The 22,906-nt window shown below is 62.0% G+C and carries 18 protein-coding genes; 7 read left to right on the plus strand and 11 right to left on the minus strand.

Annotated elements, in window-relative coordinates:
• Positions 1-43: 43 nt before the first annotated feature.
• On the minus strand, positions 44-301 hold the full coding sequence (locus OSA81_11070) for a hypothetical protein (protein ID MDE0899549.1): 258 nt from the start codon (positions 299-301) through the stop codon (positions 44-46).
• A 190-nt stretch (positions 302-491) separates the two neighbouring features.
• Here OSA81_11070 and OSA81_11075 point away from each other — a divergent pair, with 190 nt between their 5' ends.
• On the plus strand, positions 492-2,060 hold the full coding sequence (locus tag OSA81_11075; protein MDE0899550.1) for a CRTAC1 family protein: 1,569 nt from the start codon (positions 492-494) through the stop codon (positions 2,058-2,060).
• A 326-nt stretch (positions 2,061-2,386) separates the two neighbouring features.
• Here OSA81_11075 and OSA81_11080 read toward each other — a convergent pair whose 3' ends face one another.
• Entirely contained in the window at positions 2,387-3,223 is an 837-nt protein-coding gene (locus tag OSA81_11080; GenBank protein MDE0899551.1) for a DUF1028 domain-containing protein, read from the minus strand.
• A gap of 313 nt (positions 3,224-3,536) precedes the next feature.
• Here OSA81_11080 and OSA81_11085 point away from each other — a divergent pair, with 313 nt between their 5' ends.
• Entirely contained in the window at positions 3,537-3,719 is a 183-nt protein-coding gene (locus tag OSA81_11085) for a hypothetical protein (protein MDE0899552.1), read from the plus strand.
• Positions 3,720-3,731: 12 nt separating this feature from the next.
• On the opposite strand, the gene OSA81_11090 is transcribed toward OSA81_11085, so the two are convergent.
• The 5 genes from OSA81_11090 to OSA81_11110 form a co-directional block, all read right to left on the minus strand.
• Positions 3,732-5,189 (minus strand): TIGR00366 family protein, encoded by a 1,458-nt coding sequence (locus OSA81_11090; GenBank protein MDE0899553.1) that lies wholly within the window; start codon positions 5,187-5,189, stop codon positions 3,732-3,734.
• Complete coding sequence (locus tag OSA81_11095; protein ID MDE0899554.1) at positions 5,186-7,054, minus strand: ankyrin repeat domain-containing protein; 1,869 nt, start codon at positions 7,052-7,054, stop codon at positions 5,186-5,188. Before OSA81_11095 ends, OSA81_11090 begins: the two co-directional genes overlap by 4 nt.
• Before the next feature lie 140 nt (positions 7,055-7,194).
• Positions 7,195-8,616 carry a DUF1552 domain-containing protein gene (locus OSA81_11100; GenBank protein MDE0899555.1) on the minus strand — a complete coding sequence of 474 codons (1,422 nt, stop codon included), beginning with the start codon at positions 8,614-8,616 and terminating at the stop codon, positions 7,195-7,197.
• 4 nt (positions 8,617-8,620) lie between these two features.
• Positions 8,621-11,092, minus strand: a complete 2,472-nt coding sequence (locus OSA81_11105) for a DUF1592 domain-containing protein (protein ID MDE0899556.1) — start codon at positions 11,090-11,092, stop codon at positions 8,621-8,623.
• 45 nt (positions 11,093-11,137) lie between these two features.
• A complete protein-coding gene (locus tag OSA81_11110) occupies positions 11,138-11,533 on the minus strand; it encodes a hypothetical protein (GenBank protein MDE0899557.1) in 396 nt (131 codons plus the stop codon).
• Positions 11,534-11,908: 375 nt separating this feature from the next.
• Here OSA81_11110 and OSA81_11115 point away from each other — a divergent pair, with 375 nt between their 5' ends.
• From OSA81_11115 to OSA81_11125, 3 genes are all read left to right on the plus strand, one after another.
• The gene (locus OSA81_11115) at positions 11,909-12,445 is read left to right on the plus strand and encodes a protein tyrosine phosphatase family protein (GenBank protein MDE0899558.1); all 537 of its coding nucleotides are present in this window, start codon (positions 11,909-11,911) and stop codon (positions 12,443-12,445) included.
• Between the two features lie 199 nt (positions 12,446-12,644).
• Entirely contained in the window at positions 12,645-14,354 is a 1,710-nt protein-coding gene (locus OSA81_11120; protein MDE0899559.1) for a DEAD/DEAH box helicase, read from the plus strand.
• An 81-nt stretch (positions 14,355-14,435) separates the two neighbouring features.
• Positions 14,436-16,100, plus strand: a complete 1,665-nt coding sequence (locus OSA81_11125) for an amidase family protein (protein ID MDE0899560.1) — start codon at positions 14,436-14,438, stop codon at positions 16,098-16,100.
• Positions 16,101-16,125: 25 nt separating this feature from the next.
• On the opposite strand, the gene OSA81_11130 is transcribed toward OSA81_11125, so the two are convergent.
• On the minus strand, positions 16,126-16,737 hold the full coding sequence (locus OSA81_11130) for a hypothetical protein (protein ID MDE0899561.1): 612 nt from the start codon (positions 16,735-16,737) through the stop codon (positions 16,126-16,128).
• A gap of 69 nt (positions 16,738-16,806) precedes the next feature.
• Here OSA81_11130 and OSA81_11135 point away from each other — a divergent pair, with 69 nt between their 5' ends.
• Positions 16,807-17,817 (plus strand): 2-dehydropantoate 2-reductase, encoded by a 1,011-nt coding sequence (locus OSA81_11135; protein ID MDE0899562.1) that lies wholly within the window; start codon positions 16,807-16,809, stop codon positions 17,815-17,817.
• Positions 17,759-19,366: a peptidase dimerization domain-containing protein gene (locus OSA81_11140; GenBank protein MDE0899563.1), complete on the plus strand. Its 1,608-nt coding sequence runs from the start codon at positions 17,759-17,761 to the stop codon at positions 19,364-19,366. Before OSA81_11135 ends, OSA81_11140 begins: the two co-directional genes overlap by 59 nt.
• Before the next feature lie 153 nt (positions 19,367-19,519).
• Here the strand turns inward: OSA81_11140 and OSA81_11145 are convergent, their stop codons facing one another.
• The 3 genes from OSA81_11145 to OSA81_11155 all read right to left on the minus strand — a co-directional run bounded on the left by OSA81_11145 (position 19,520) and on the right by OSA81_11155 (position 22,647).
• Complete coding sequence (locus tag OSA81_11145) at positions 19,520-19,732, minus strand: hypothetical protein (protein MDE0899564.1); 213 nt, start codon at positions 19,730-19,732, stop codon at positions 19,520-19,522.
• A complete protein-coding gene (locus OSA81_11150; protein ID MDE0899565.1) occupies positions 19,729-21,459 on the minus strand; it encodes a PQQ-dependent dehydrogenase, methanol/ethanol family in 1,731 nt (576 codons plus the stop codon). The genes OSA81_11145 and OSA81_11150 overlap by 4 nt, the downstream gene beginning before the upstream one ends.
• A 321-nt stretch (positions 21,460-21,780) precedes the next feature.
• Positions 21,781-22,647 (minus strand): acyl-CoA thioesterase II, encoded by an 867-nt coding sequence (locus OSA81_11155; GenBank protein MDE0899566.1) that lies wholly within the window; start codon positions 22,645-22,647, stop codon positions 21,781-21,783.
• Between the last annotated feature and the right edge of the window lie 259 nt (positions 22,648-22,906).

The raw sequence follows: 22,906 nt of genomic DNA on the forward strand, positions 1-22,906 counted from the left end.
CTTGTCAGATTCTTCGCCAACATAGGACACGGAGGCCCGATCGTCACGGGTGCGGCGCGTGCTCCGGAAAGTCGCAAAACATCTTCCGGATCATGCCCTCTATCACAGATTCCATCAGATCTGGATCCACCAGAGCCCAACTGATGTTGAAGGCGGTCCAGCTAGGCCGGACGACGTCCTTGGTTTCGGCGCCGGCGATGTCCACCAAGATGGTGCCTTCGTCCCACTGGATGATCCGCGCTCGGTCGGTCGGCGCAGGTCTCGTGTACCCTCGACTCTCATCCGCTTCGTATACATCCACTCGGCTCCGGACGGCCACTTCACTCCACTTATGATTCTTTCTCCTGCAGGCCGCCCCCTTCACTTCTTGGAACGCTGACCGGAGGCTCAGAGGGGGCCCCGGAGATACGCACGGAAGCCTGTCCGGACAGAAGGGGGCATAGCCGCTCGAAGCTTGCCTCGGCCCCTCTCCGACGGGAGGTTGAGACGCAATGTTGCCCCTCGCCCCTCTCCGTCTACGGACTCCTGTGCTCACGATTCTTCGCCGCCTTGGTGGTCCTTTCTCCAGACTACGTAGCTCAGTTCTGCTTCTCTGCGTCCTCGGCATTGCCTGCTCGGCTGAGAGTGCTCAAGACACACGGGAACTGGCTCCCGCCTTTGCGGCGACTCAACCGGAGATCTTCGACGCCTCGGGGGCGCAGGTTAACGCCTGGGCCGACTTCGATGGTGATGGGGATCTGGACCTATTCGTCGGCTTTCGCGGGCGGGCAAATCGGCTCTATCGAAACGACCTCGGCACCTTCACCGACATCGCTGTAGAGCAGGGCCTCGCTGATGAAGAAGAAACCCGGGCAGCTGCCTGGGGCGACTACGATGGAGATGGCGACGCGGACCTTTACGTCGGCTTCGCTTCCATAGGCATCGGAAATCGACTGTACCGGAATGACCGAGGAACCTTCACGGATGTAGCCGCAGAACTCGGGGTGGACCGTGCGGGCACCAGCCGCCAACCGGCCTTCGTAGACTTCGACGGAGACAACGACCTCGACCTCTTCGTCGCTTTTCGGGATCGACCCAACAGTCTGTTTCGGAACGACGCGGGCGTCTTCCAGGACGTTACAGAATCGTCGGGCATCGGAGATCCACGCCGCACCGTGGGCGTGGCCTGGTTCGATATGGACGGGGATACCGATCTCGATGCGTTCGTGGCCAACCAGAACGGCGACCAGGACGGATTCTTCCAGAACCGAGGCGATGGCACCTTCGAGGACATCGCCGCATCGCTCGACATGCACCAGCCGGGACGAGCCGAGAACTTGGGCAGCGTCGGTACCGCGGTTTCCGACTATGACAACGACGGCGATCTGGATCTGTTCGTCGCTTCTTACGGCCCTGACATCCTCTGGCAGAATCAGGGCGATGGCACCTTCACCAACGTGGCGCCTGGCACGCCGCTCGCCGGCGACCATCACTCGGTGTCGGCTGCCTTTGGCGACTTCGACAACGATGGGTGGGTCGATCTGTACGTCGACACGTTCCTAGCCGGGGAAGCCGAGGCGCGCGACTACCTGTTCCGAAACGTCGGCGGGGTCTTCACGGAGGTCACACCCGATACGCTGACAGCCCGAGGGGCGAGCCACGGTGTGGCTTGGGCCGATTTCGATGCAGACGGAGACCTCGATCTGGCGCTGGCGAACAACAACAACGAATCGGGGACGCACCCGCTGTACCGAAACGAGATCGACCCGACTCGATCCAGACGGGCGATCCAAGTCGCAATCGTGAACAACAAAGGCGTCTGGACCCGACCGGGGGCGACCGTAACACTCCGCAGAGCCTCCGATGGATATATATCCAGCCGGCTCGTCGATACTGGCGGCGGCTATTCATCACAGGGAATGACCCCAGCCCACTTCGGACTGCCGGCCGGGAACGGCCCGGTCAGCGTCTCCGTGTCATGGTTCGAGCAGGGCGAGGCGCGCACCGCCTCAGTCTCAGAGATCGTGCCCGACGCATTCAGCACCCGCTGGCTGGTCCTGCGCATGGGTGTCACTCAATAGCCGACGGCGTCAGGACCCGACTTCCGACTCAGAGGTCGTCGCGTGTCCCTGCAGCCGATCGGGTCAGCCTGAAGAACGCGATCCTCAAGCTCGGCCCTCCGGGCGAGTCGCCCGCTCGGACCGAAGTGCCGGCCAGCATGCAAGTGTGCGTCGATAAGACCGGGAAGAACAGCGAACCCGGTCAAATCAAAAACGCGATCACCCCGGTCCTGCGTGGTGCCAAGGACGGACGAGCCTGACCTCGTCCTGAGCCAATAGCGACTCGGAGAACGCCGGAGCACAGCCAGCAATCAGAAGCACCGCTAGGAGCCGGAGTCAGAGACGCATCAGGGTGCCCCTATCGACTCCTTCCACGCGTCATAACGCATGCGGAGTGTCCGGACTGGGTTCGCATCTTCCTCAGGCGACGTATTCGTGGGGACGACCATTAAGTAGAGGTAGTAGTCACCGTCGTTGTAAGGCGACCCCATGTCCTCCGGATGGTTCTCGGCGAATACGCCGACCGCATCATCAGGATCCGCGGCCAGCAGATACGACACGTGGGCGGTCTTCCCATTGCACGGGGCCATCTCAGGTAGCGGCTCACGAGCGCAGGTGCAGCGGACGTCGCCGCCTCGAGCGTCCGCGACTTCCATGGCAAGCATCACGCGATCGACGATGCTCTCGTCGCTGTGCTGCATGATTGTCGCGGCCGCCGTGAGTGCCTGCTCAGTCGCGATGATATTGCCCTGCACCGCCCAGATAATGCCGTCGTCCGACTCACCCTGGAGGTCCATGGACACGTTGCCGTTTCCGGAGCCGGAGAAGCCCGCGGTGCGGCCCTGCATATCGATGATGCCGAACTGCCGCCGCTCGATCAGCGTGTCCGCCTGCAGCATCCCGATGATCACTTCGGGCGCAGTACCCCGCTGCATTTGGGCGTAGATGAGCTTCTGGTTCTCGTGAGTGCGGTCCACACCTGCCTGTGCGGCAGCGACTCCGACACCTGGGATCACAATCGCCTGCAGCTGCTTGAGCTGATTCGGGCGCGTAGCCGCGCAGGTGGCCGAAGAAATCACCATACGGCCTGTGGCACGATCGATCGCAATGATCGACCAGGTCCCGGAAACGGGCGAAGGCAGCACCAACGCAGCCATTGCCAAAGCGATGAGTATACGACGCATGGCGAACCTCTCAGAAGGGCATGAACACGGATGGCGAAGCTGAAGCTGCGCCGGATGAGTGTCAAACGGAGGCCCGCGTTCCTGTCGTCACCGCGGGCTAGCCATGTTGGGATCAGAGGCTGTTCCAGCATGAAGATCGGCTGGTGGGTCAGGAGGCCGTGGTCACCGTGTAACCCCAAATCTGGTGGGGCGGCCCCATCGCGGTCGGAGACTCTGTGTACTACCGCCCGTCACGGAACGTGAGAAAGTCCTTACCCCCTCCAAGCGGCCTGCGGTTTCGGCCGACCGGATCAGGGTCGCGCGCGATTGTGCCGTGTGCTTAACCGTTGTCGGCGAATACCACGTGTTCGGGAACCAGATCGAGTTCGTCCTCAATGACGATCTGCTCGGGCGGACCGAGATTCTCAATCGAGTGCTCGCGACCGCCTCAGAGTTTGCCTTCACCATCGAAACGAATCTCGGCCTGCCGGTCCGCTTCCAGTTCAACTTCCGCTGAGCGCAGGACTGGTTAGTACGGCAGCAGGTACAGCGCTACAGCCAGGAACGGGATCAGCAGAATCATCATCGTGATTCCGTAGCCGAACATGTCGCGAGCTCGGAGACCCGTGATCGCAAGCAACGGAATGGCCCAAAATGGATTCAGCAGGTTCGTGTGGGCATCGCCGACTGCGTACGCGGCGATCGTCTGGCCGGGTGGGATCCCCAGTTCTGAGCCAGCGAGTAGCATGGGTCCACCAACGATCGCCCACTCACCACCCGCAGAGGGGACGAATACGTTCAGCACGCCGCCGGTCAGCCAGGCGGTGATTGCAAAGGTGTCCTGAGTGGCAACCGAGAGCAGCGCCTCCGTCATGGAGTCGACGAGGCCAGTCCCCGTCATGATACCGATGATTCCCGCATAAAACGGGAACTGCAGGATCACCCCTGCGCTGCCTCGAACCGCGTCGTTGAACTCCTGCTGATATCGGGCAGGGCTGACGTAGAGCAGCATCCCGATCATCATGAACCCAAAGTTGAACACATTCAGGTTGAGGGCGCCGAGCCCTTGTGTCCAAAACGCGTGCAGAAAGAGGATGAGTCCGGCCACAGCCAGGATCCCGCCGAGCACACGGCTGTTGTCGATGCGGTCAGCGAGCGTCCGCTCACCGACGTCCGCCGAGGCGTGAGCCGCGGACTTGTCCGGAACTCCCCCCGCGCCTTCCTCTGGCTCGTTCTCGACATCGAGGTAGTGCTCGATGCCCCGGCAATTGGCGTCGGGCGGGGCCAGCATATACAAGAGAATGGACCCGACCAGCAGCGAGAGGCCAGTCAGGATCAGTGGGTAGGGATGAAATACCCATTCCGTCGCCGGAACGACTCTGTCGATGATCCCCGTGGTCATGAACACGTTCCCGTCCGTGGCCTGGAGCAGTCCCGCGGAACTCGACAGCCCCCAACCCCACGTCAGGCTCATGCCGAGATATCCGGCAACGGCGAGGAGAGGATAGTGGACAGGGATGCCTGCCTTGTGGGCCACCTTCCCCATCTCACGGGCGAGGATCGCACCGAAAATCAGGCCAAGTCCCCATGAAATCCAACCGACGATCATCGAGCCAAGGCCGACGAGAACCACTGCCTGCCGTCCGTTCGACGGGAGCTGGACCAGGCGAACGATGCCTGCCCGCACGCGCGGGTGATACGCGACCACAAATCCCGTCACGAGGATAATCACCATCTGCATCGCGAACTGGAGCAGGTTCCAGAATCCGCCGTACCAGGCGAGCGCCACCTCTGCCGGTGTCGATCCCTCTGAGAGGAACGCCGCCAGCGCCGCCACGTAGGTGAGGATGATCGCAAACAGAAACGGGCTGGGCATCCACCGTTCGACACGATCTGCAACGCCCTCACCGAATTTTTGGACCAGTGTCATGGGCACAGCCACGTCCCCGCCGCTGGGGGTTGCCCCGGCCTTCTCTCTGGTGCTCAATGCACACCTCCGCCGGGACGCTTGGTGGATGTCCGAGCCACAGCCGTTGACTGGTCATCCTCCTCGGTCCTCGGTGCCCATGGGTCGTCTACGCCCGCGAGTGGGCAGAAGTCGCCCGTATCAAGGAAGTGCGTGTGCAGGCACTCCAATGTCGAGCCCATCTCCTGAAGGAATTCGACGGTTTCGGGAAAGGCAAAGCGAGTGAAGAATCCAGACCTGCCTCCGCGCGCCATATCCGCCGTCGACTGTCCGAGCCGTGTGATCACCGTCACGTCGCCGCCCTTGGAAATTAGGTATTCGATGAGTTTGTTGTCGCCACGGGACGACGCATAATGCATCGCCGTGAAGCCCCATGAGTCTCGCTGGTTCACATCTGCTCCGAGTTCTTCCACGAGATAGCGGACGGCCGGGATGAAGCTGTACGGGACGTTTCGCACGCTGAACGATCCGAGACCAGTGAACCCTCCGCCCGCAGCTACGTGGATCGGCCAGGCGTTCGAAGCATCCTCGGGTATCCACGGCAGCCCGGAATCCTCCTGCTGCCGACCGTCTTGCTGACGACGCTCACGCATGCCTACGGCGGGCCAGGCGGTCGGCATGTTCGGATCCGCCCCATGAGCTACGAGAAGTGCCATCGCATCGACGTCCTGGGCGTACGCAGCGCGCCAGAAAGGCGTGGCGCCCTTGAGGTCCGTGCCAATCTTGGTCAGCCCGTACTCCCAGTACCAGAGATGCGTCCGGAGTCTGAGATTCGGATCCGCCCCCGCCGACAGAAGCGCTCCAATCACGTCCATGTACTGGGCAGACTGTTGGTCGTGCGCTCGCGGTTGGGGATAGTTCGACTTGGGCGCCCAATGCGTGTTCAGCACGGCAAAAAGAGGATTGGCCCCATCTGTCGACGCAGAAAGGTTTGGGTCGGCGCCGCGCTGGACGAGTTGCAGAGCAAGATCAAACTGGCCGTTGAGCGTTGCCATGAGCAGGGGACTCGTCTTGTCGCCCCCACTCACACGATCGATGTCCGCTCCCCCATCAAGGAGGGCGTTTGCGGCTTCGACATGCCCCTCACGGGAAGCATGTAAAAGGGCGGTCATACCGCCGGTCATACCGACGAGTGTCTCGCGATACCGTGGCCGCGGCACATCCGGGCCACCGGGATAATCCGGCCGATACGACACCAACTCGTCGGGGTCGTACTCGCTATAGGGCTCGCCGGACCGCAAATAAGCGCGCTGAGCCTCGATGGCTTGCTGCAGCTGGCTCGGGGACGGCGCCCAGCCATCACCTCCCTCATCGGTCTCTTTGATGGCGGTCAGAGTCTGACGCAGGTGCCGGCCTGCGGCGAGATCTGCGAGGACATTCCGCCGTACGTCGACCACCACGGTCTGGACGGAAGGGTCGGCCGCCGCGGCAAGCAGAACCCGCACGGCTGCCGCACGGTCCTTCCCTGCAGCAAACATGAGCGGCGTCTGCCCCGAAGAAGCTTCGAGCGCGTTCGGGTCTGCACCATGTTCGAGCAGGGCGGCTACCGCCGCCTCACCATCGATCGCCGCCGCCGCGAGATGAAGAGCGGTGACCCCGCTACTCGTTGTCGCGGCATTCGTGTCACTCCCCGCAGCCAGGAGCAGCCGCACCACCTCGCCGTGCCCCCGCTGTGCCGCGAGATGCAGCGGGAGATAAGCGCCGATGCGGGTGCCTGCGTCCACGTTAGCGCCCCCTTCGATCAGCGCACCGGCCACCAATGCATCTCCCTGCTGCGCAGCCCAGTGCAGCGCACTCATGCCATCGCCTTCCGCTGCATTGACGTCGGCGCCACCGGCAATGAGTGCCACGACCGCCTGCGCATCGCCCTGGCGCGCGGCCTCCACGATCGGATCCACTCCCAAAAAAAGATCTGACCAATGATTCTCTATCAGCCCGAGGGCAGGCGTCGGACTAGCGGAGAGTGCGACGAACAAACATGCCCATGTACTGGCCAACGCAAGCCTCGACCCGCGCGACACTACTCTCACCCGCCCGCCCCATTCGTTGGCCGGCTTCCGGGATACGTCAACGGAAGGGCACCCGTACTATCTCCGAACCCGTCCATGTCGTGACCCATCCCCTGCATCACGCTCAGGAGCGGGTTCGCCATGGGCGTTCCCTTGGGCGCACGCAGGTGAAGGTTCCCCTCGAGTGCCCCGTTCGCGTGACCCATCAACAGGAGAGGGCAGCGCCGATGATTGTGGAGATTGGGGTCGCCCATCGGTGAACCCCATACGATGGCGGTCTTATCCAGCAGTGAACCGTCCCCATCAATCGTGTTCTTCATGCGCTCGAGCAGGTACGCGAGTTGGCCGGTGCGGTGTGCGTTGATCTTGTTGAAGTCCATGATGTCCTCGGGGACGTTGCCGTGATGCGAGGCCCCGTGGTGCGACTTCGTGGTACCGCTGTTCGGGAACGTGCGATTCGACTGATCGAATCCGGTCTTGAACGTGATGACCCGAGTCATATCTGTCTGCAGCGCGAGGACCTGGAGGTCGAACATCAGTTGCATGTGTTCCTCCCAAGAGTCGGGGATGCCGGACGGAGCTTCGGGCATCTCCCGCTCTTCTCCGCTGCTGTTGCGGGCTTCGACGAGCTGAATCCTCCGCTCCACTTCCCTCACATGGGTCAGATACTGATCCATCGCAAGACGGTCCGTAGCACCCAGAGAGGTCCTCAGGCGGGCCACCTCTCCGACGATATAGTCAAGCATGCTCCGATCAGTCCGACGCCGCGCTGCACGATCCTCCGGCGTATCCCCTGCTCCGAACAACCGCTCGAACACAGCGCGAGGCTCTCGAATCGCAGGAAGTGGTTGGTTCGGCGACGCCCATGACAGCGAGGTGGTATAGGCGCAGTGGTAGTTGTACGCGCACCCACCCCCCCGATCGATCACCTCTGTGCACAGTTCGAGCGACGGGAGCGCCGTGTCTTGCCCGAACCGTTGCGCATGGATCTGGTCGAGCGATGTGCCGAGAAAGACGTCGGATCCCTGCGTCTGCTTCGGGTGGGCCTGCGTGAGAAAGACCGCGGTCGACCGATCATGATCGCCCCCGATCTCCTCGGGCCGATACGGCTCCGCCATGCGGCAATCCGTATTACTGACGACCGTCAGGTACTCGCGGTAAGGTTCGAGCAGCTTGAGCTGGCTGTCGACGTGAAAGTCGAAGTCGCGCCCGACTTTGGCTGGCGCGAAAAGATTCTTGGCATCGCCCCACTCGCTACCGCCGGCGCTCCCCATCGATTCTTCTATGCCGATGAAGCGCGTGAACCCGGAGTCACGACTCTTGTCGACCCATGGGCGGCCTGCCGGAACCATGGCGTCCATGAACGGCAGAGCGAAGCTGGCGCCCAGGCCACGCATGAAAGTGCGACGAGACAGATGAGTACCTGTGATGAATTCCATAGCGTTACATCCCTTCGTGTGCGCCCTGGAGGGCACCGTCATCGGCGCCTGCATCGGCCGCCGGTTGAGATCGCATCATCTGGAACGGGTCGCTCTGCACGACGCCGAGAATGAACGACGACATACGGTAGTCATTGGCCTCAGCATCCGCCGTGATCTGCCGCACGGATGGCTGATCGTAGTACTCGGCGCGCCTGCCGATCGCGTAGGCCAGCAGGTTGGTCGTGAAGTTCCGGACTATGGGGATGGGCCGCTTCAGCAGGACGGTAGTGAGATCGGCTGGCGTGCTGACTGGGGTCCCATCGTAGAACGTGCCGCGTGTGTCCAGCGCCACCTGATTCTCGCGAATTCGCCATTGGCCGGTCACGTCGAAATTGTCCAGAGCGAGCCCGATTGGATCCATGAATCGATGGCATGAATTACACGTCGGGTTGGCGCGGTGGATCTCCATGCGTTCGCGGGTGGTAAGCCGCCGGCCTGACGCGGCACCCTCCGTCTCTTCAAAATTCGGAACGTTCGGTGGCGGCGGCGGCGGTGGTGTGCCCATCAATACTTCCATGACCCACTTGCCCCGGAGCACTGGAGACGTCCGCGCAGACATGGACGTCAGCAGTAGCACGCTACCGTGCCCCAGAAGACCCCTGCGGGTCTCGTCAGGATACGAAACCCTCCGAAATTCGCCACCGGCAATTCCGGAAATCCCGTAGTGCTCTGCAAGGCGGGCGTTCAAAAACGTGTAGTCCGCGTCCAGTACCTGCAGCAGGCTTCGATCTTCACGAATGAGATGGTCGAAGAAGAGCTGGGTCTCCCTCACCATGTCGTCCCCGAGCTGACCCGTGAAGTCCGGATAGAGGTACAGCTCTGGATTGTTCTTCTTCGCGTCCTGAAGGCGCAGCCACTGGGAGGCAAAACGGACGGACAGGGCCTCAGATCGCGGGTCCGCGAGCATTCGGCGCACCTCACCCTCGAGCACTGCCGGATCTGAGAGTCGCTCCTGCTCTGCGAGAATCAGCAGCCTTTCATCCGGGCCTGTCGCCCACAGGAAAAACGAGAGCCGTGACGCCAGATCCACATCGCTGATCCGGTAGTTCTCGTTCTCCCCGACGCCAGCGGGAGGTTCTTCCAGACGGAATATGAACGCCGGGTTTGCCAAGATCGCCTGCAGGGCCGTGCGCACACCGATTTCGAAGCCGGCCTCCGCGGCCCCCGTGTCATAGAAGGACATAGGGCCCGCGATGTCATCCTCTGTCACCGGGCGCCGGTACGCGGCCTGCGCGACCTTGTGGACGATGGCCTCAGCACACGGGCGCTCATCCTCAGAGGTGTCGGGATAGCAGGAAAACAAAGCCTCCCGGCTTGGCGTGGGCGAGACACCACTCGGGGTCTCCGGACCCGTGACCATGAGGTCCGCGAGGTGCGGCAGGGCAGTGATACCGTAGTTGGCCCACTGAATGGCGTCTTCACCGCCTACGAAGGACCACTCGAAAGGGCTCAAACGGTCTTCGTACGGTCCGTCGATATGCCGGACGAACGCAGCAGCGATCCGGCGCTGGCCTGCGCGGACAAAGACCGGCTCGGTCCGGAGAGGGTGCCCGGTCTGCCCGTTGTGCTCGAGCCGTAGCAACGCGACACCCTCGCCATCAATCGAGATGTCGAGATCTTCAAACCCAACGCCTTGGCCGAACAGGGTCTCGATTGTAAACACATACTCGCCGTCGGCCGGGAAGTCGTGCGTAACGACCATCCCGCCCCGCGTACCAAAGGGGGTCCCCTCCAGATGATCCCAAGCGTGTTGGGACACCTCGATTGGGTTCATGTACTTCGTTGAAGTCGAGACAGCTTCAGGATTCCCAACCGCGATCCGGCTCACCTCGGTGGCCGCGCGGAGGTATGCCTCGAGGAGAGTCGTGGAGAGGCCCTGCGCGTCGGACAGATTGTCGAAATTCCCGAGGTAGGTGTCCGCTGGGAGCCAACGTCCCGCATCGATTTCAAGGCCGAGAAGTTCGCGCACGACCCGTCCGTACTCGGCCCGGTTAAGGCGCTGGAAACGGCGCGAGCCCGGATTCGGATTCGCGGCGGCAGCCCCGTCGACGACTGCCTCCAGCCTCTCGACGAGGGCCAGCAGCGTGTCACCCTCAGGGCGATTCGCACCGGGCGGTGGCATCATGCCGGCCCGCAGCTTCACGATCATCTTCTCTGCGACTGCGGCGTTCTCGTGCGCCGAGGCCGGGTCATATCCATCCAAGGTCAGATTGCCCGTCAGCCGCCGCTCGTTGTGGCAGCGGACACAGTACCGATCCACGACGCCGACGAGGTCGGTTGCCTCTCCGGGGCCAGGGCCACCTAGGGACACCACATCGTCAAATACAGCGCGACTTGGCTCGACTTCCGCAACATACACACGCCCCTCTGATGTCTGGCTAGCTAGTGTGAGCCAGACACCCAAAAGGGCCGTCGCTGCGGTGAATGTTTTCATGAAATCTCCGGTCGCTCCCAATGTAGGGTGCGGCCAGTGGAGCGGCTATCGGCCTGGATGTTCTCTGGGCGATCGGCGGATCCCGTTGATCGAGCCCTCACCAAGATACCCGCTCATGCCCCCCATGAATTCGTCGCCGGTGAAGTGCAACTCCATGGTCGCTCCTACGTCCGGAACGAGAAACGTCATCGTGTGACCATCCAGCACCACCTCGGTAATCGTCGCAGCACCCATCTCTGTGTCGATGTCACCCGTAAGGCCACCGCCCTCGAGGCCCCGGACCGACAGCACGCCATCCACCTGGAGCCCCTCGATCATGATCGTCACATCCCAGACGCCCACGGGATCGAAGGGCTCTGGTGAGGGGAGGGCTCCAGAACCACCCCTACAAGCACTCAGCACCAAGGTCACCACGAAGAGGACTGACGTTTTTCTATGCATGACTTAATCCTGACCGGGTTCCGTATGAGTTAGGGATCAGCGACTCAGGTGGCAACTCCATCAGGAACTTTCGACGCCTCGGGTCAAAGCGTCCCCATCGGGTCAAGCCGATCGTACGCCTCCAAGCGCGATCAGAACTGACGCGGGTGAGGCCATGGCCCTCCATTGCTGGAGCGAGTCTTCCTGAACGATTCCATCCCGCCGATCGACCTCGAGCTTCGCACCGAGGAACAGGCAAGTGAGTTCGAGGTGTACACAGACAAGCACCAGCGGTTCTCCGTGAGAATCCGAGTGCGAAGGGACACGGCGCACCTCTACGTGATGGCCGCGTTCAGTCCACCGATATCAGACTGACCACCTCTTTCCCGACATACCATGCGTATCCGTCAATCCCTCTTTGCCGTAGCGATCTCTTCCATGGCCATCGCGCCGCCACTGCAGGGTCAGCAAGCCGAACCGCTCGAAACGATCCGCAACTATACATGGGTCTCGGACGACCTCTCCTCCGCAGGACAGATCGCGTACCCGCAGATTCCCCTGCTCGCAGCGGAGGGCTACGCGGTCGTCGTGAACCTGGCGATCGCCGATGAGGCCCGGAACGGACAGGAGGGATTCCTGGTGGCTGAGACGGGACTTACCTATGTCCACATTCCAGTGGACTGGGAGCAGCCGACGCTCGACGACGTCGACATGTTCTTCGATATCATGCAGGCAAACGAAGGCCGGAAGGTCTTCGTGCACTGCTTCGCGAACATGCGGGCATCAGCCTTCGTATATCTGTACCGCACCATGGTTCAGGGAGTCTCCGAAGCCGAGGCTCGCGCTACGATGAGCGTAGTGTGGGACCCAGGTGAGTTGGAGCAGTGGGCCGGGCTGATCGAGCGGGCTCAGGCGCGAGGGCCCAGGCAGTAGAGCGGGCGGCAACTCTCAGGGCAGAAAACGCCTTCTCGACACGTCCTCATCCGAGCGGGGTGTCGTAGTGGGTTCAGTCACCGACGAACGAGGCATTTAGCCACCGCTACGATCAATCGAGTGAACATACGCACGTCTGCCACCCGCCTTGCCGTGAAACCTAGGTCTGACTCCGCCGCCCCTTCCGCTATCTTCGGAGATGTCGCCAACAATATCGCCTGACGCGAACCGTGCGTTCGCTGACCTCGGGCTCGGATCGGAGCTTCTGGAGTCCCTCGCAACACTGGGATACGAAGAGCCTACACCTATTCAGCGGGAAGCCATCCCCCACCTTCTCGAAGGCAAGGACCTGCTCGGCCTCGCCGCGACAGGAACCGGAAAGACCGCTGCGTTCGCACTGCCTCTTCTCCAGAGGATCGAGACTGGGGGGCCCGTCCCAGCTGCCCTGATCTTAGTCCCGACTAGAGAGCTCGCGGTGCAGGTCGCGAGAGCGGTCCACAGGTACGGGAAGCCGTTGAAGGTGAATGTACTCCCTATTTATGGAGGCCAGTCCTTCCGCCAGCAGCTCAATGTGCTCAAGCGGGGCGTGGACGTCGTGGTCGCAACACCTGGCCGGGCGCTCGATCACATCCGACGAGGGACACTGAAACTCGGCGGCCTTCAGGTGCTCGTTCTCGATGAAGCCGATGAGATGCTGGATATGGGCTTCGCTGAGGACCTCGATGCGATCATTTCCGAGGTTCCCGATGAGCGCCAAACACTGCTGTTCTCTGCAACCCTCGCTCCCCGCATCGGGACGATTGCGAAACAGTATCTGACCAACCCGATCGAAGTCCGCATCGCAGCCGAGGAGGAGGGAAACATTCCTCTGGTACGGCAAACCGCATACCTCGTGCGGCGCCCCCACAAGCTGGCCGCGCTCGGTCGAGTACTCGACCTGGAGGCACCCGAGGCAGCCCTCGTGTTCTGCAGGACCCGAAACGACGTCGACGAGCTGGTCGAAGCGTTGAACGGCCGTGGCTATCGGGCGGAATCAATGCACGGGGGCATGTCGCAGGACGAGCGCGAACGAGTCATGAAGAAGCTGCGCAACAACGCAGTTGACCTCCTCGTGGCAACGGATGTTGCTGCCCGTGGGCTCGACATTTCGCACCTCACTCACGTGATCAACTACGAGGTGCCGTCCTCTCCGAAGTCCTACGTCCACCGAATTGGCCGGGTCGGTCGGGCCGGGCGTGAAGGCGTGGCAATTACTCTGGCGGAGCCGCGCGAGCACGCCCTGCTACGCAATCTCGAGCGTCTCACCAAGCAGAAGATCGAAGTCGAGTCACTTCCAACCGTCGCAGACCTCAGGGCCCGGCGTCTGGAGCTCACCCGAGCGTCGGTTCGGGAGTCGATCCTCGAAGGTGATCTGGACAACTTCAGGGTCGTCGTCGAGTCGCTGTCCGACGAGTTCGATCTCTTCGATATCGCTCTCGGCGCTGTGAAGATGGGTCACGAAGCGACGATCAGCGTCGCCGAGGGAGACGAAGAAGACATACCGATCGAGCAGCCCAGACACGAACGGTCGAAAGGGAAGAAGAAAGGACGTCCTGCTAATCGCGATCGGGCACATGAATCGACCGAAGCGGGCGAGCCCGACGGACGGCGCGGAAAGGCGAGACTTGGCAACGTGCAGCGCATCTTTATCGGCGTCGGTCGTGAGAGTGGAGTTCGACCCAAGGACCTCGTTGGAGCAATTACCGGAGAGGCCGGGATCCGAGGTACGCAGATCGGTTCGATTCAGATCTCGAAAGCCTTCAGCATCGTCGAGGTCTCGCAAGATGTGGCCAGCCACGTGCTCGAGTCCCTTCGCGACGGGAAGATCAAGGGCAAGCGCGTTCAAGTGAAAATGGACAAGGGCCGGTAACCGCACGCATGTTGCTTGTCCCAGCGGACTGAATCATTCCGTCCGCGAGACTGGCATAAAGAGGGCCGCCCTGTGATCACCTTGAAGACGTCCCGAACGCTTCTGCTCGCGGCCCTGCTCGCTGCCCCGCTACTCGCAGCCTGCAGCGGATCCGCGGCTGACTCGGCGACATTCAATGTGGTGGAAGCCACGATTCCTGAAATGCAGCAGGCGATGGAAGAAGGGCACCTGACATCCCGTCAGCTGGTCGAGGCCCACCTGATCCGCATCGCCATGTACGAGGAACGGGTGAACGCGGTCATCGCCATCAATCCGAACGCGTTGACCGATGCCGAGCGGCTCGACCAGGAGCGTGCGGACGGTCGCGTACGTGGCCCGCTTCACGGTATTCCCGTTGCACTGAAGGACAATGTCCACACCATGGACATGCCGACCACGGGCGGAGCCAAAGCGTTTGAAGGCTATTTTCCGCCGTACGAGGCGACCATCACGACCAATCTCCGTGAGGCCGGAGCGATCATCATCGCCAAGACGGTCATGACCGAGCTCGCGAACTTCACGGCTGCCGGCATGCCGGGGAACTACAGCGCGATCGGTGGCTACGGGCTCAACCCGTATGACCCACGCCGTGATCCTCGTGACGGTCGAAACGATGGCCGGCCCGTCATGGGTGTTGGTGGGTCGAGTTCAGGGATCGGAACTGCGATGAGTTTCTGGGCGGCGAACGTCGGAACGGAGACATCCGGATCGATCCTCTCTCCGGCCAACTCGAACATGCTCGCGGCGATCAAGCCCACGGTCGGGCGAATCAGTCGATACGGCATCATTCCGATCAGTGGGGACCAGGACACTGCTGGCCCGATGGCTCGGACCGTCACGGACGCGGCCATCTTCTTTGGCGTGTTAGAGAGCGCATCGCCTGATCCGAACGATGCGGCCACCACGCTCTGTCAGGTCCCGGCGAACGGAGACTACACGCCCTTCCTCAACCTGGACGGCCTGCAGGGCGCCCGGATCGGCATCCCGAGAGCCCTTTACTACGACTCGATTCAAGTGCCGGGCACCAACCGATGGCAGAGCCGGATGAATGAGGAGAGTCGAGCCGTCATGGCTGATGCGATCGCCATCCTAGAGGCCCAGGGGGCAATCGTCGTCGACCCTGCCGACATCCCGAGTGTCATCGACACGGATCCGGCCACGAGCCTGGTCACAAACGGTGGAAGCAGCGTCTTGGACTACGGGATGAAGCGTGACTTCAACGCATGGCTCACTACGCTGGGCGAGACCGCGCCAGTGAAGACGCTCACCGAGCTACGTGAATGGAATCTCGCGCACCGCTCCATGGGCGCGATCAAATACGAGCAGGCACGGCTCGACGGTGCAGACGCGATCGACCTCGAAGCCGATCGCGCTCAGTATGAGGCTGACCTCATGCAGGACAATGTGCTTAACGCGACGCGCGGAATCGACGCGGCCATGACCGATCATGAGCTCGACGCATTGCTCTTCCCGAGCTCCAGCGGGGCCGGAATCGCGGCCAAGCCCGGGTATCCGACCGTCATCGTTCCGTTCGCCTTCGTGGCAAACGATGGCGGCCCTGAGATGCCGGCTGGGTTCGATGCCAAGCCTCGCCCCTTCGGCGTGAGCTTCACCGGATCAGCTTGCTCGGAGCCACGGCTGATCGAGCTTGCCTATGCTTTCGAGCAAGCATCCATGCGCCGTATCGCACCTCCGAGGATGAACTAACGCGGCTGAACCAGAGCGGCTCGCGTCAGAGAAACTCGACGACGCCGGTCTCGAGACAGTACTCGGCGCCAACCACATGCAGACCTCCCCCGTCGACGAGTCGATGCAGCAGGTCCGAATGGGCGGTGAGTTCATTCATGGACGTGTCGACATTCGTCCGGACCGCGTCCCCGATGAGCGATTCGGGCGTCCACCCTGGGGCCGCTGACGCGAGTCGTTCGACCGCGGGACGGATTCGGTCCACGATGGACTGCAGATTCGCAGAAGGAGACACACTAGCGCCCCTGATCTGCTCAAGCGTCGCCAGGACCGCACCGCAGCCGGTGTGCCCCATCACAACGACGAGGCGTGTTCCGAACTCAGTCGCAGCAAATTCGACGCTGCCCACCTGAGATGAGGCCGCGATATTTCCAGCGACGCGGATCACGAAGAGAGCACCCAGCCCCTGATCGAAAATCACCTCAGCTGGAACGCGTGAGTCCGAACACCCGAGGATGATGGCAAATGGCGACTGCCCGCCGACCAGTTCGGCCCGACGGTGGTGCGCCTCGGCCACCGTCAGATTCGGCGCATCTGCCACGAATCGGGCATTTCCGTCTTGCAGGCGGGCGAGGGCTTCAGCAGCAGGAAGCGTCATCAATGTTCTGAGTAGAGAGGAGTGGCTCCAAATATTCGCTCAGGAGCCCTTCACACGGCAACTTCCGGTATGAATTCTGACACGATTGTAATCTGGGGCGCCGGCGCTATGGGCGGGTCCATCGGCGCCTGGCTGGTCCGCGCCGGCCAGCCAGTTCTATTCGTCGACACCGACGAACAGCACGCCCGGGTGATCCGTGACTCAGGCCTCAAGATCATCGGGCCCGTCGACGAATTCTCGGTAAACGCGGACTGCGTTCATCCCAGTGACGTGACTTCTGAGATCACGACCGTGTTCCTCGCGGTGAAGGCTCATCACACCGAGGAATCCGTCCAGGCGATCGAGCCCCTGCTGGCCTGTGACGGAGTCGTAGTCTCGATACAGAACGGACTCAACGAACTCGTCATTGCGGCGGCCGTCGGTGACGATCGCACGATCGGTTCGTTCGTGAACTTCGGCGCGGACGTTCTTCACCCAGGTGTGGTAATGCGTGGGAATCGAGGCACTGTCGTTGTTGGTGAGCTCGATGGCGCACGCACGGACAGGGTCGAGGAAGTGCATCGCTTGCTGAGCCTCTTTGAGCCCAAGGCCCAGCTGACGGACAACATATGGGGATACCTGTGGGGCAAGCTGGCCTACGGATCAATGCTGTTTGCAACGGCCCTGACCGCCGCGTCGATTGCCGATGTCCTCGCTTCTCCGAAGCACCGCCCTGCCCTCATCGGCCTGGCTCGAGAGGCTATGGCCGTCGCTGCTTCACGCGGGGTGCGCCCAGAGGCTTTCGACGGATTCGACCCGGGAGCGTTCGCTCCTGAGGCGTCGTCCGTGGCCGCGACCGAGAGCCTCGACGCACTGGTCCGGTTCAACCGGGCATCCGCAAAGAGTCACAGCGGCGTGTGGCGCGACCTCGCGGTCCGAAAGCGCCGCACGGAAGTCGATGCGCAGATCGCACCCATCGACAGTATTGGAGCGGAAAGCGGCGTGCCTACACCGCTGACCCGACGACTGGTGGAGCTGGTCCATGATGTCGAGGAGGGTCGAAGAGATCAAAGTTGGGAAACGCTGGACCAACTCATCTGACATCAGTCGCCTGGTGCATCCGGGGCAAGTACTTTCCGGCCCCCTAACGAGCGATCTGTCGCTCGCGTCACGCACGAACACGTCCGACTGGAGTCTCGACATGATGGCTATGCGCCGCCTTCTCGCACTGCCACTTCTGCTTCTGCCAATCCCAGTTTTTGCTCAGAGCACCGACACCGAACGAGCGGCCGCACGCGACATCATCGCCGAAATCGATGTGCTCCAAGCCCGGCTGAACCCGACGGGGATGGCCGAGGACCTCGCAGGCCGGAATGACGAAATGCGGGAGGCGCTCGTCCGCCGTACGACAGAGCTGTGGGAGTCGGAGATGCAGGATCTCAGCGACTTTATCGGTCTCAATCCCGAGGTCGGCTGGGAGGAGTTCCTCGCCGTCGATACGCTGTCGTCAGTGCTGCGAGGTCGGGGGTGGGATGTCGAGGTGGGGGTCGCCGGTCTGGAGACCGCCTTCGTCGCGACTTGGACGTCGCCAGCCGGCCAGGACGGACTGATGCTCGGCATGATTGCCGAGTATGACGCCCTGCGTGACGCAGATGGTCCGTTCCACGGGGATCAGCACAACGCGCAAACGCCGATCGTATTCGCATCAGCGTTCGCCATGGCGGAACACATGGCCGCTGAGGGAATTCCCGGGCGACTGCGCATCTACGGAACGCCGGCGGAGGAGGTCGGTCCGCCGGCGAAGGTCATTATGCACGAAGCGGGGATCTTCGACGGAGCCGACCTGCTCATCCGCAGCCACGGTGTCACCCAGACCTCGCGCGCTCAGGTCGGGTTCGGGAGTTGCTGCCTCAATATCAATGAGGTGAAGTACACCTTCCTCGGGAAGCCATCGCATCAGATGGCCTCGTGGCACGGGCGTAATGCGCTTGAAGCGGCAGTCCACTTCTACTCGATGGTGGACGGCCTGCGCTCGACCTTTCGCCCAGAAGCATCGATTCAGGGTGTGATCCCGGAAGGCGGCGAGGCGCCGAACGTCGTGCCCCAGCGAGCCGTCGTGGACTATTACATCCGATATCCCGACCCGATCTATCTGGAGCACATCAACAACATGATGGACGACGCGGCGCGCGGCGCGGCGATGGCCACTGGGACAGAAGTGCAGATCGATCGGTACGGTGAATACCGGGACGGGCTCTCGCTCGGAACTCTCCAAGAGCTTGCCTTTGCCTACGCGAACGAACTGGACGCCCCAAACATCAATCCAGAGCCCAGCCGACCCTCGGGTTATGAGGAGACAGGGGTCGTCACAAAAGACATTCCCGGCATCGGAATCAGCGTGTTCAGCTCACGTGGGGCGAATCATACACGCGGCATGCTCGACGATACCTTCAACGAGATCGGCCACACCGGCTTTCGCATCAGTGCCGAAATCATGACGTCGATGCTCTACGACTACCTCACGCGACCGGAGCTTCGCGAAGCCGTGATCGAGGAACAGGCCATCCTCGCGGGGCTCCTGGATCAATATCACGACGCTCTTCGCGCAGCCTATGCCAGCGAACTGGGGAGCCCGATCTCACAGAGGTAGCGCCCATCGGAAATTCTCGAAGGCTCCCAGAGATTGGCGCACCTTCGGGATCCACGACAGGTCGAGATACGGCACGATGCATGGATCCCGAAGTGCTCGATCCTGTCGCCGCTGTCTTCCAGAAAGAAGATCATCATCGTTCAGCCGTGTCCGCTATTCCGGATCTTTGCCGTTCGGACCAATCACCTTGTACAGGATGTATCCGGCAGCGCCAACTCCGAGCACAACCGGTACCCAGCCAAGCAGGTTGAGTACGATCGCGCCACCGAGGACCACCGCAGCTCCCTGAGCCCAGCCGATCATCTTCGCAGATGACTTCACTCGAGCGATGTCCCGCTCCGTGTAAATCTTCTCGGGCAGATTCATCGGTCGAGCGCGAATACCCAGAGCACACCACCTTGGGGTACGTAGGTGAACGTGCCTCGGGCTGAGTCCACGCGACGTGTCATGCTCGCCGGGTCCACTCCCCATCCGGACTGGACGGCTATGTACTGGACGCCATCTACGGCATATGTGACCGGAACGCCCATCACACCGGAGCTCAAACGCTTGCTCCACAGTTCCGCACCTGTTCCTGCATCAAAAGCGCTGAACCTCCGATCAGGCGTTCCACCCATAAAGACCAATCCACCCCCAGTTGTGAGGACCGAGCCCCAGTTAAGCGATGGAAAATTGGTCGTCCACTCGAGTGTGCCGGTATCGAGATTCCACGCCTGAAGTTCTCCGATGTGATCGGCCCCCTCGCGGAGAGTCATCTCAGAATCTGCACCCGTGTATCCGCGGCCCGGGATATACTCGACCTCCAGCCCCTCAATTGATCCGCAGTGATTGGTGTTCGCCGGGATATACAGCAGGCGCGTGTCGGGATTGAACGCCGCCGGTGGCCAATCCTTCCCTCCCCAGAGCGAAGGGCAGAACGACGTAACCTGCCCGGTGGTCGGCTTGTGGTCGGGGTCATATGTGGGGCGCCCGGTCTCCGGATCGATACTCGAGAAGACGTCCTGATACACATACTCGGTGGCATCGACGAAGCTGATGCCGTCAGCGCTTCGTTCCAGTGTCCACAAATACCCGTTGCGACCCGGGTGCACGAGCGCAGGAAACGTCCGGCCGTCACGTGTAAGGTCCACAAGCAGCGGCGTCGACACCTCATCCCAGTCCCAAGACCCGTTCCAGTGATACTGATGGTAGCCCCGGATCTCACCCGTCTGGAGATCAAGGGCGAGCACAGAGTTCGTGTACAGATTGTCTCCGTCCCGCTGATCGCCTACCCATGGACCCGGATTGCCGGTGCCCCAGTAGGTGAGACCCAACGCCGGATCGTAGTGTCCAGGCAGCCAAACGGGGGCGCCACCGGTCTCCCAGGTATCGCCAGGCCAGGTGTCGCTGCCGAAGTCGCCCGGCTCTGGCACGGTGTGCGTCTTCCATACCTCCACCCCGGTTTCCGCATCTAACGCCACGACGAAGCCACGGATGCCAAGCTCGCCACCCGAGACCCCCGCCATGATTCGCCCTTCGACCGCCAGCGGCGCGGTCGTCATGTAATAGCCGGACCCGTTGTCGGCGACGGAGACGTCCCAGATCTCTTCTCCGGTCAAGGCGTCGAGCGCAACCACCCGCGCGTCCAGTGTCGCCATGAAGACTTTGTCTTCATAAAGGGCAACGCCCCGATTCGTGTTGTGGATCGCGATGAGACGGTCCGGCAGGTCATGCTCGTAGAGCCAGAGCAGATCGCCGTTCCGGGCGTCGAGTGCGAACAGTCGATTACCCGGCGTCGTGATATACATCACGCCATCATTCACGATCGGTGGAGATTCGTGACCGCCGCGGACGCCGGTGGAGAACGTCCAGGCCGCCTCGAGATCGGACACGTTGCCGGATGTGATCTGATCGAGCTCGCTGAAACCCCAGCCCGCATAATTCCCGCGGTAGCTCAGCCAGTTCTCAGGCTCGGGATTCTCAAGGCGGTCCTGAGTAACGGACCGGTATGGGGGCGTCACGGCCAAAGCCATTGGTGGCGGGCCAGAGGCACATGCCGTCGTCACGAAGAACAACAGCAGCGCGCCAGTCAATCGTAGTCGCGGTCCCTTCATTGGGCCCTCCCCCGAAGTCGGCCGACCAGGCTGTCTCGATGCCGGCACCTAGGTGAACATGGGACCGCCGTCCGGTGCGGCAAGCATCGACAGGGAACCCCGCCGGGTGAATCCTCCGAAGTATGCCCGTGTGACCAGGCGGGCATACTTTGAGGCGAACGATGGCAAAAGGCGCCAATCGACATTTCGCACAGTCGGTCACTTGAAGCGGCCAAGCTGGCCTGGATCATCCGCGACGCCAGCCAGCAGGAGCACTGCGAGCCATCCGGCCTGGCTTTGCCAAATAGGATGTCGATCCACTGAATGGACCCACGGGGTACCCTACGGGCGCGTCTTTCGGCGAACGAGCCCTTCCTGCGCCACCGACGCGACAAGCTGTCCGCTCCGGGTATAGAAGGTCCCACGGGTAAAGCCCCGGGCACCCCCTGCGGCCGGACTCTCGGCCACGTAGAGCATCCAGTCGTCCATGCGAACTGGCCGGTGGAACCAGATCGAATGGTCGAGACTGGCGACCATCACGTTGGGATCCCGAAGGCTGATGGCGTGCGGACGCAGTGCAGCGTCGAGAAGCCCGTAGTCTGACGAGTACGCTAGGAGTGCCTGGTGGTGTACAGGGTTGTCATCAACCGGGCCTATCGCCTTCACCCAGTAGCTACGGGTCGGTTCGCGCACCGTCACATCGAACGGGTCACTTCCGTCCGTCGCCCGAAAGTCCAGCGCGCGATCCTGTGTCAGAATCGCGCGATAGGCCTCCGGGATCTCGTCGGCTCGCTCGCGGATCTGCTCCAATTCGGGGCGGAGCGATTCCGGATCAGGGACGTCCGGCATTTCTGTCTGATGTTCGTCGCCTTCCTCGTGGCGGTGGAACGACGACGACATGGAGAAGATCGCGTTGCCGTTCTGGATCCCCGTGACACGACGAGTCGAAAACGATCCCCCGTCGCGCAAGCGCTCCACGAAGTAGACGACAGGAACAGATAAATCGCCTGGCAAGATGAAATAGCCATGCATGGAGTGAAGCGGGCGATCTTCCTCCACCGTGCGCGCAGAGGCCACCAGCGCCTGGGCGAGGACCTGACCACCAAAGATCCGGCCCGTCCCGATGTTGCGGTTGTCACCACGGTAGATGTTTTGCTCAATGGGCTCGAGCTCGAGCAAGGCGACGAGGTCAGCGGCAGTGGCGGGCATGGGCGCTCCTGTGTAGGTGCGATCGTGGATGAGAAGCTACTCGGTCGTGCCGGGAGAGACGCATACGCGTGCTCATTACCATATATATCTCACTTGATACACATCTAGTCCCCAGAGTCCCGCCCGCACCGGAGTGTCTCCTTAGAGCCAGTCCACCGCACCGAAGCCCCCGAAGCCCCACTGGTTTCACATTCTTCTGGCGCTCGCCAACAAGGATGTCTTGCCCAGCCATGGCGAAGCAGCAAGTGCGACACATTGC

Source organism: Longimicrobiales bacterium (assembly GCA_028823235.1).
GTDB lineage: Bacteria > Gemmatimonadota > Gemmatimonadetes > Longimicrobiales > Gaopeijiaceae > UBA2589.

Excerpts from the sequence above, each read along its gene's own strand:
- OSA81_11150 (MDE0899565.1), bottom strand. The coding sequence starts at position 21,459 with ATGAAGGGACCGCGACTACGATTGACTGGCGCGCTGCTGTTGTTCTTC.
- OSA81_11110 (MDE0899557.1), bottom strand. The coding sequence starts at position 11,533 with ATGCATAGAAAAACGTCAGTCCTCTTCGTGGTGACCTTGGTGCTGAGT.
- OSA81_11105 (MDE0899556.1), bottom strand. The coding sequence starts at position 11,092 with ATGAAAACATTCACCGCAGCGACGGCCCTTTTGGGTGTCTGGCTCACA.
- OSA81_11135 (MDE0899562.1), top strand. The coding sequence starts at position 16,807 with ATGAATTCTGACACGATTGTAATCTGGGGCGCCGGCGCTATGGGCGGG.
- OSA81_11145 (MDE0899564.1), bottom strand. The coding sequence starts at position 19,732 with ATGAATCTGCCCGAGAAGATTTACACGGAGCGGGACATCGCTCGAGTG.
- OSA81_11075 (MDE0899550.1), top strand. The coding sequence starts at position 492 with ATGTTGCCCCTCGCCCCTCTCCGTCTACGGACTCCTGTGCTCACGATT.
- OSA81_11080 (MDE0899551.1), bottom strand. The coding sequence starts at position 3,223 with ATGCGTCGTATACTCATCGCTTTGGCAATGGCTGCGTTGGTGCTGCCT.
- OSA81_11100 (MDE0899555.1), bottom strand. The coding sequence starts at position 8,616 with ATGGAATTCATCACAGGTACTCATCTGTCTCGTCGCACTTTCATGCGT.
- OSA81_11130 (MDE0899561.1), bottom strand. The coding sequence starts at position 16,737 with ATGACGCTTCCTGCTGCTGAAGCCCTCGCCCGCCTGCAAGACGGAAAT.
- OSA81_11155 (MDE0899566.1), bottom strand. The coding sequence starts at position 22,647 with ATGCCCGCCACTGCCGCTGACCTCGTCGCCTTGCTCGAGCTCGAGCCC.
- OSA81_11140 (MDE0899563.1), top strand. The coding sequence starts at position 17,759 with ATGATGTCGAGGAGGGTCGAAGAGATCAAAGTTGGGAAACGCTGGACC.
- OSA81_11115 (MDE0899558.1), top strand. The coding sequence starts at position 11,909 with ATGCGTATCCGTCAATCCCTCTTTGCCGTAGCGATCTCTTCCATGGCC.
- OSA81_11120 (MDE0899559.1), top strand. The coding sequence starts at position 12,645 with ATGTCGCCAACAATATCGCCTGACGCGAACCGTGCGTTCGCTGACCTC.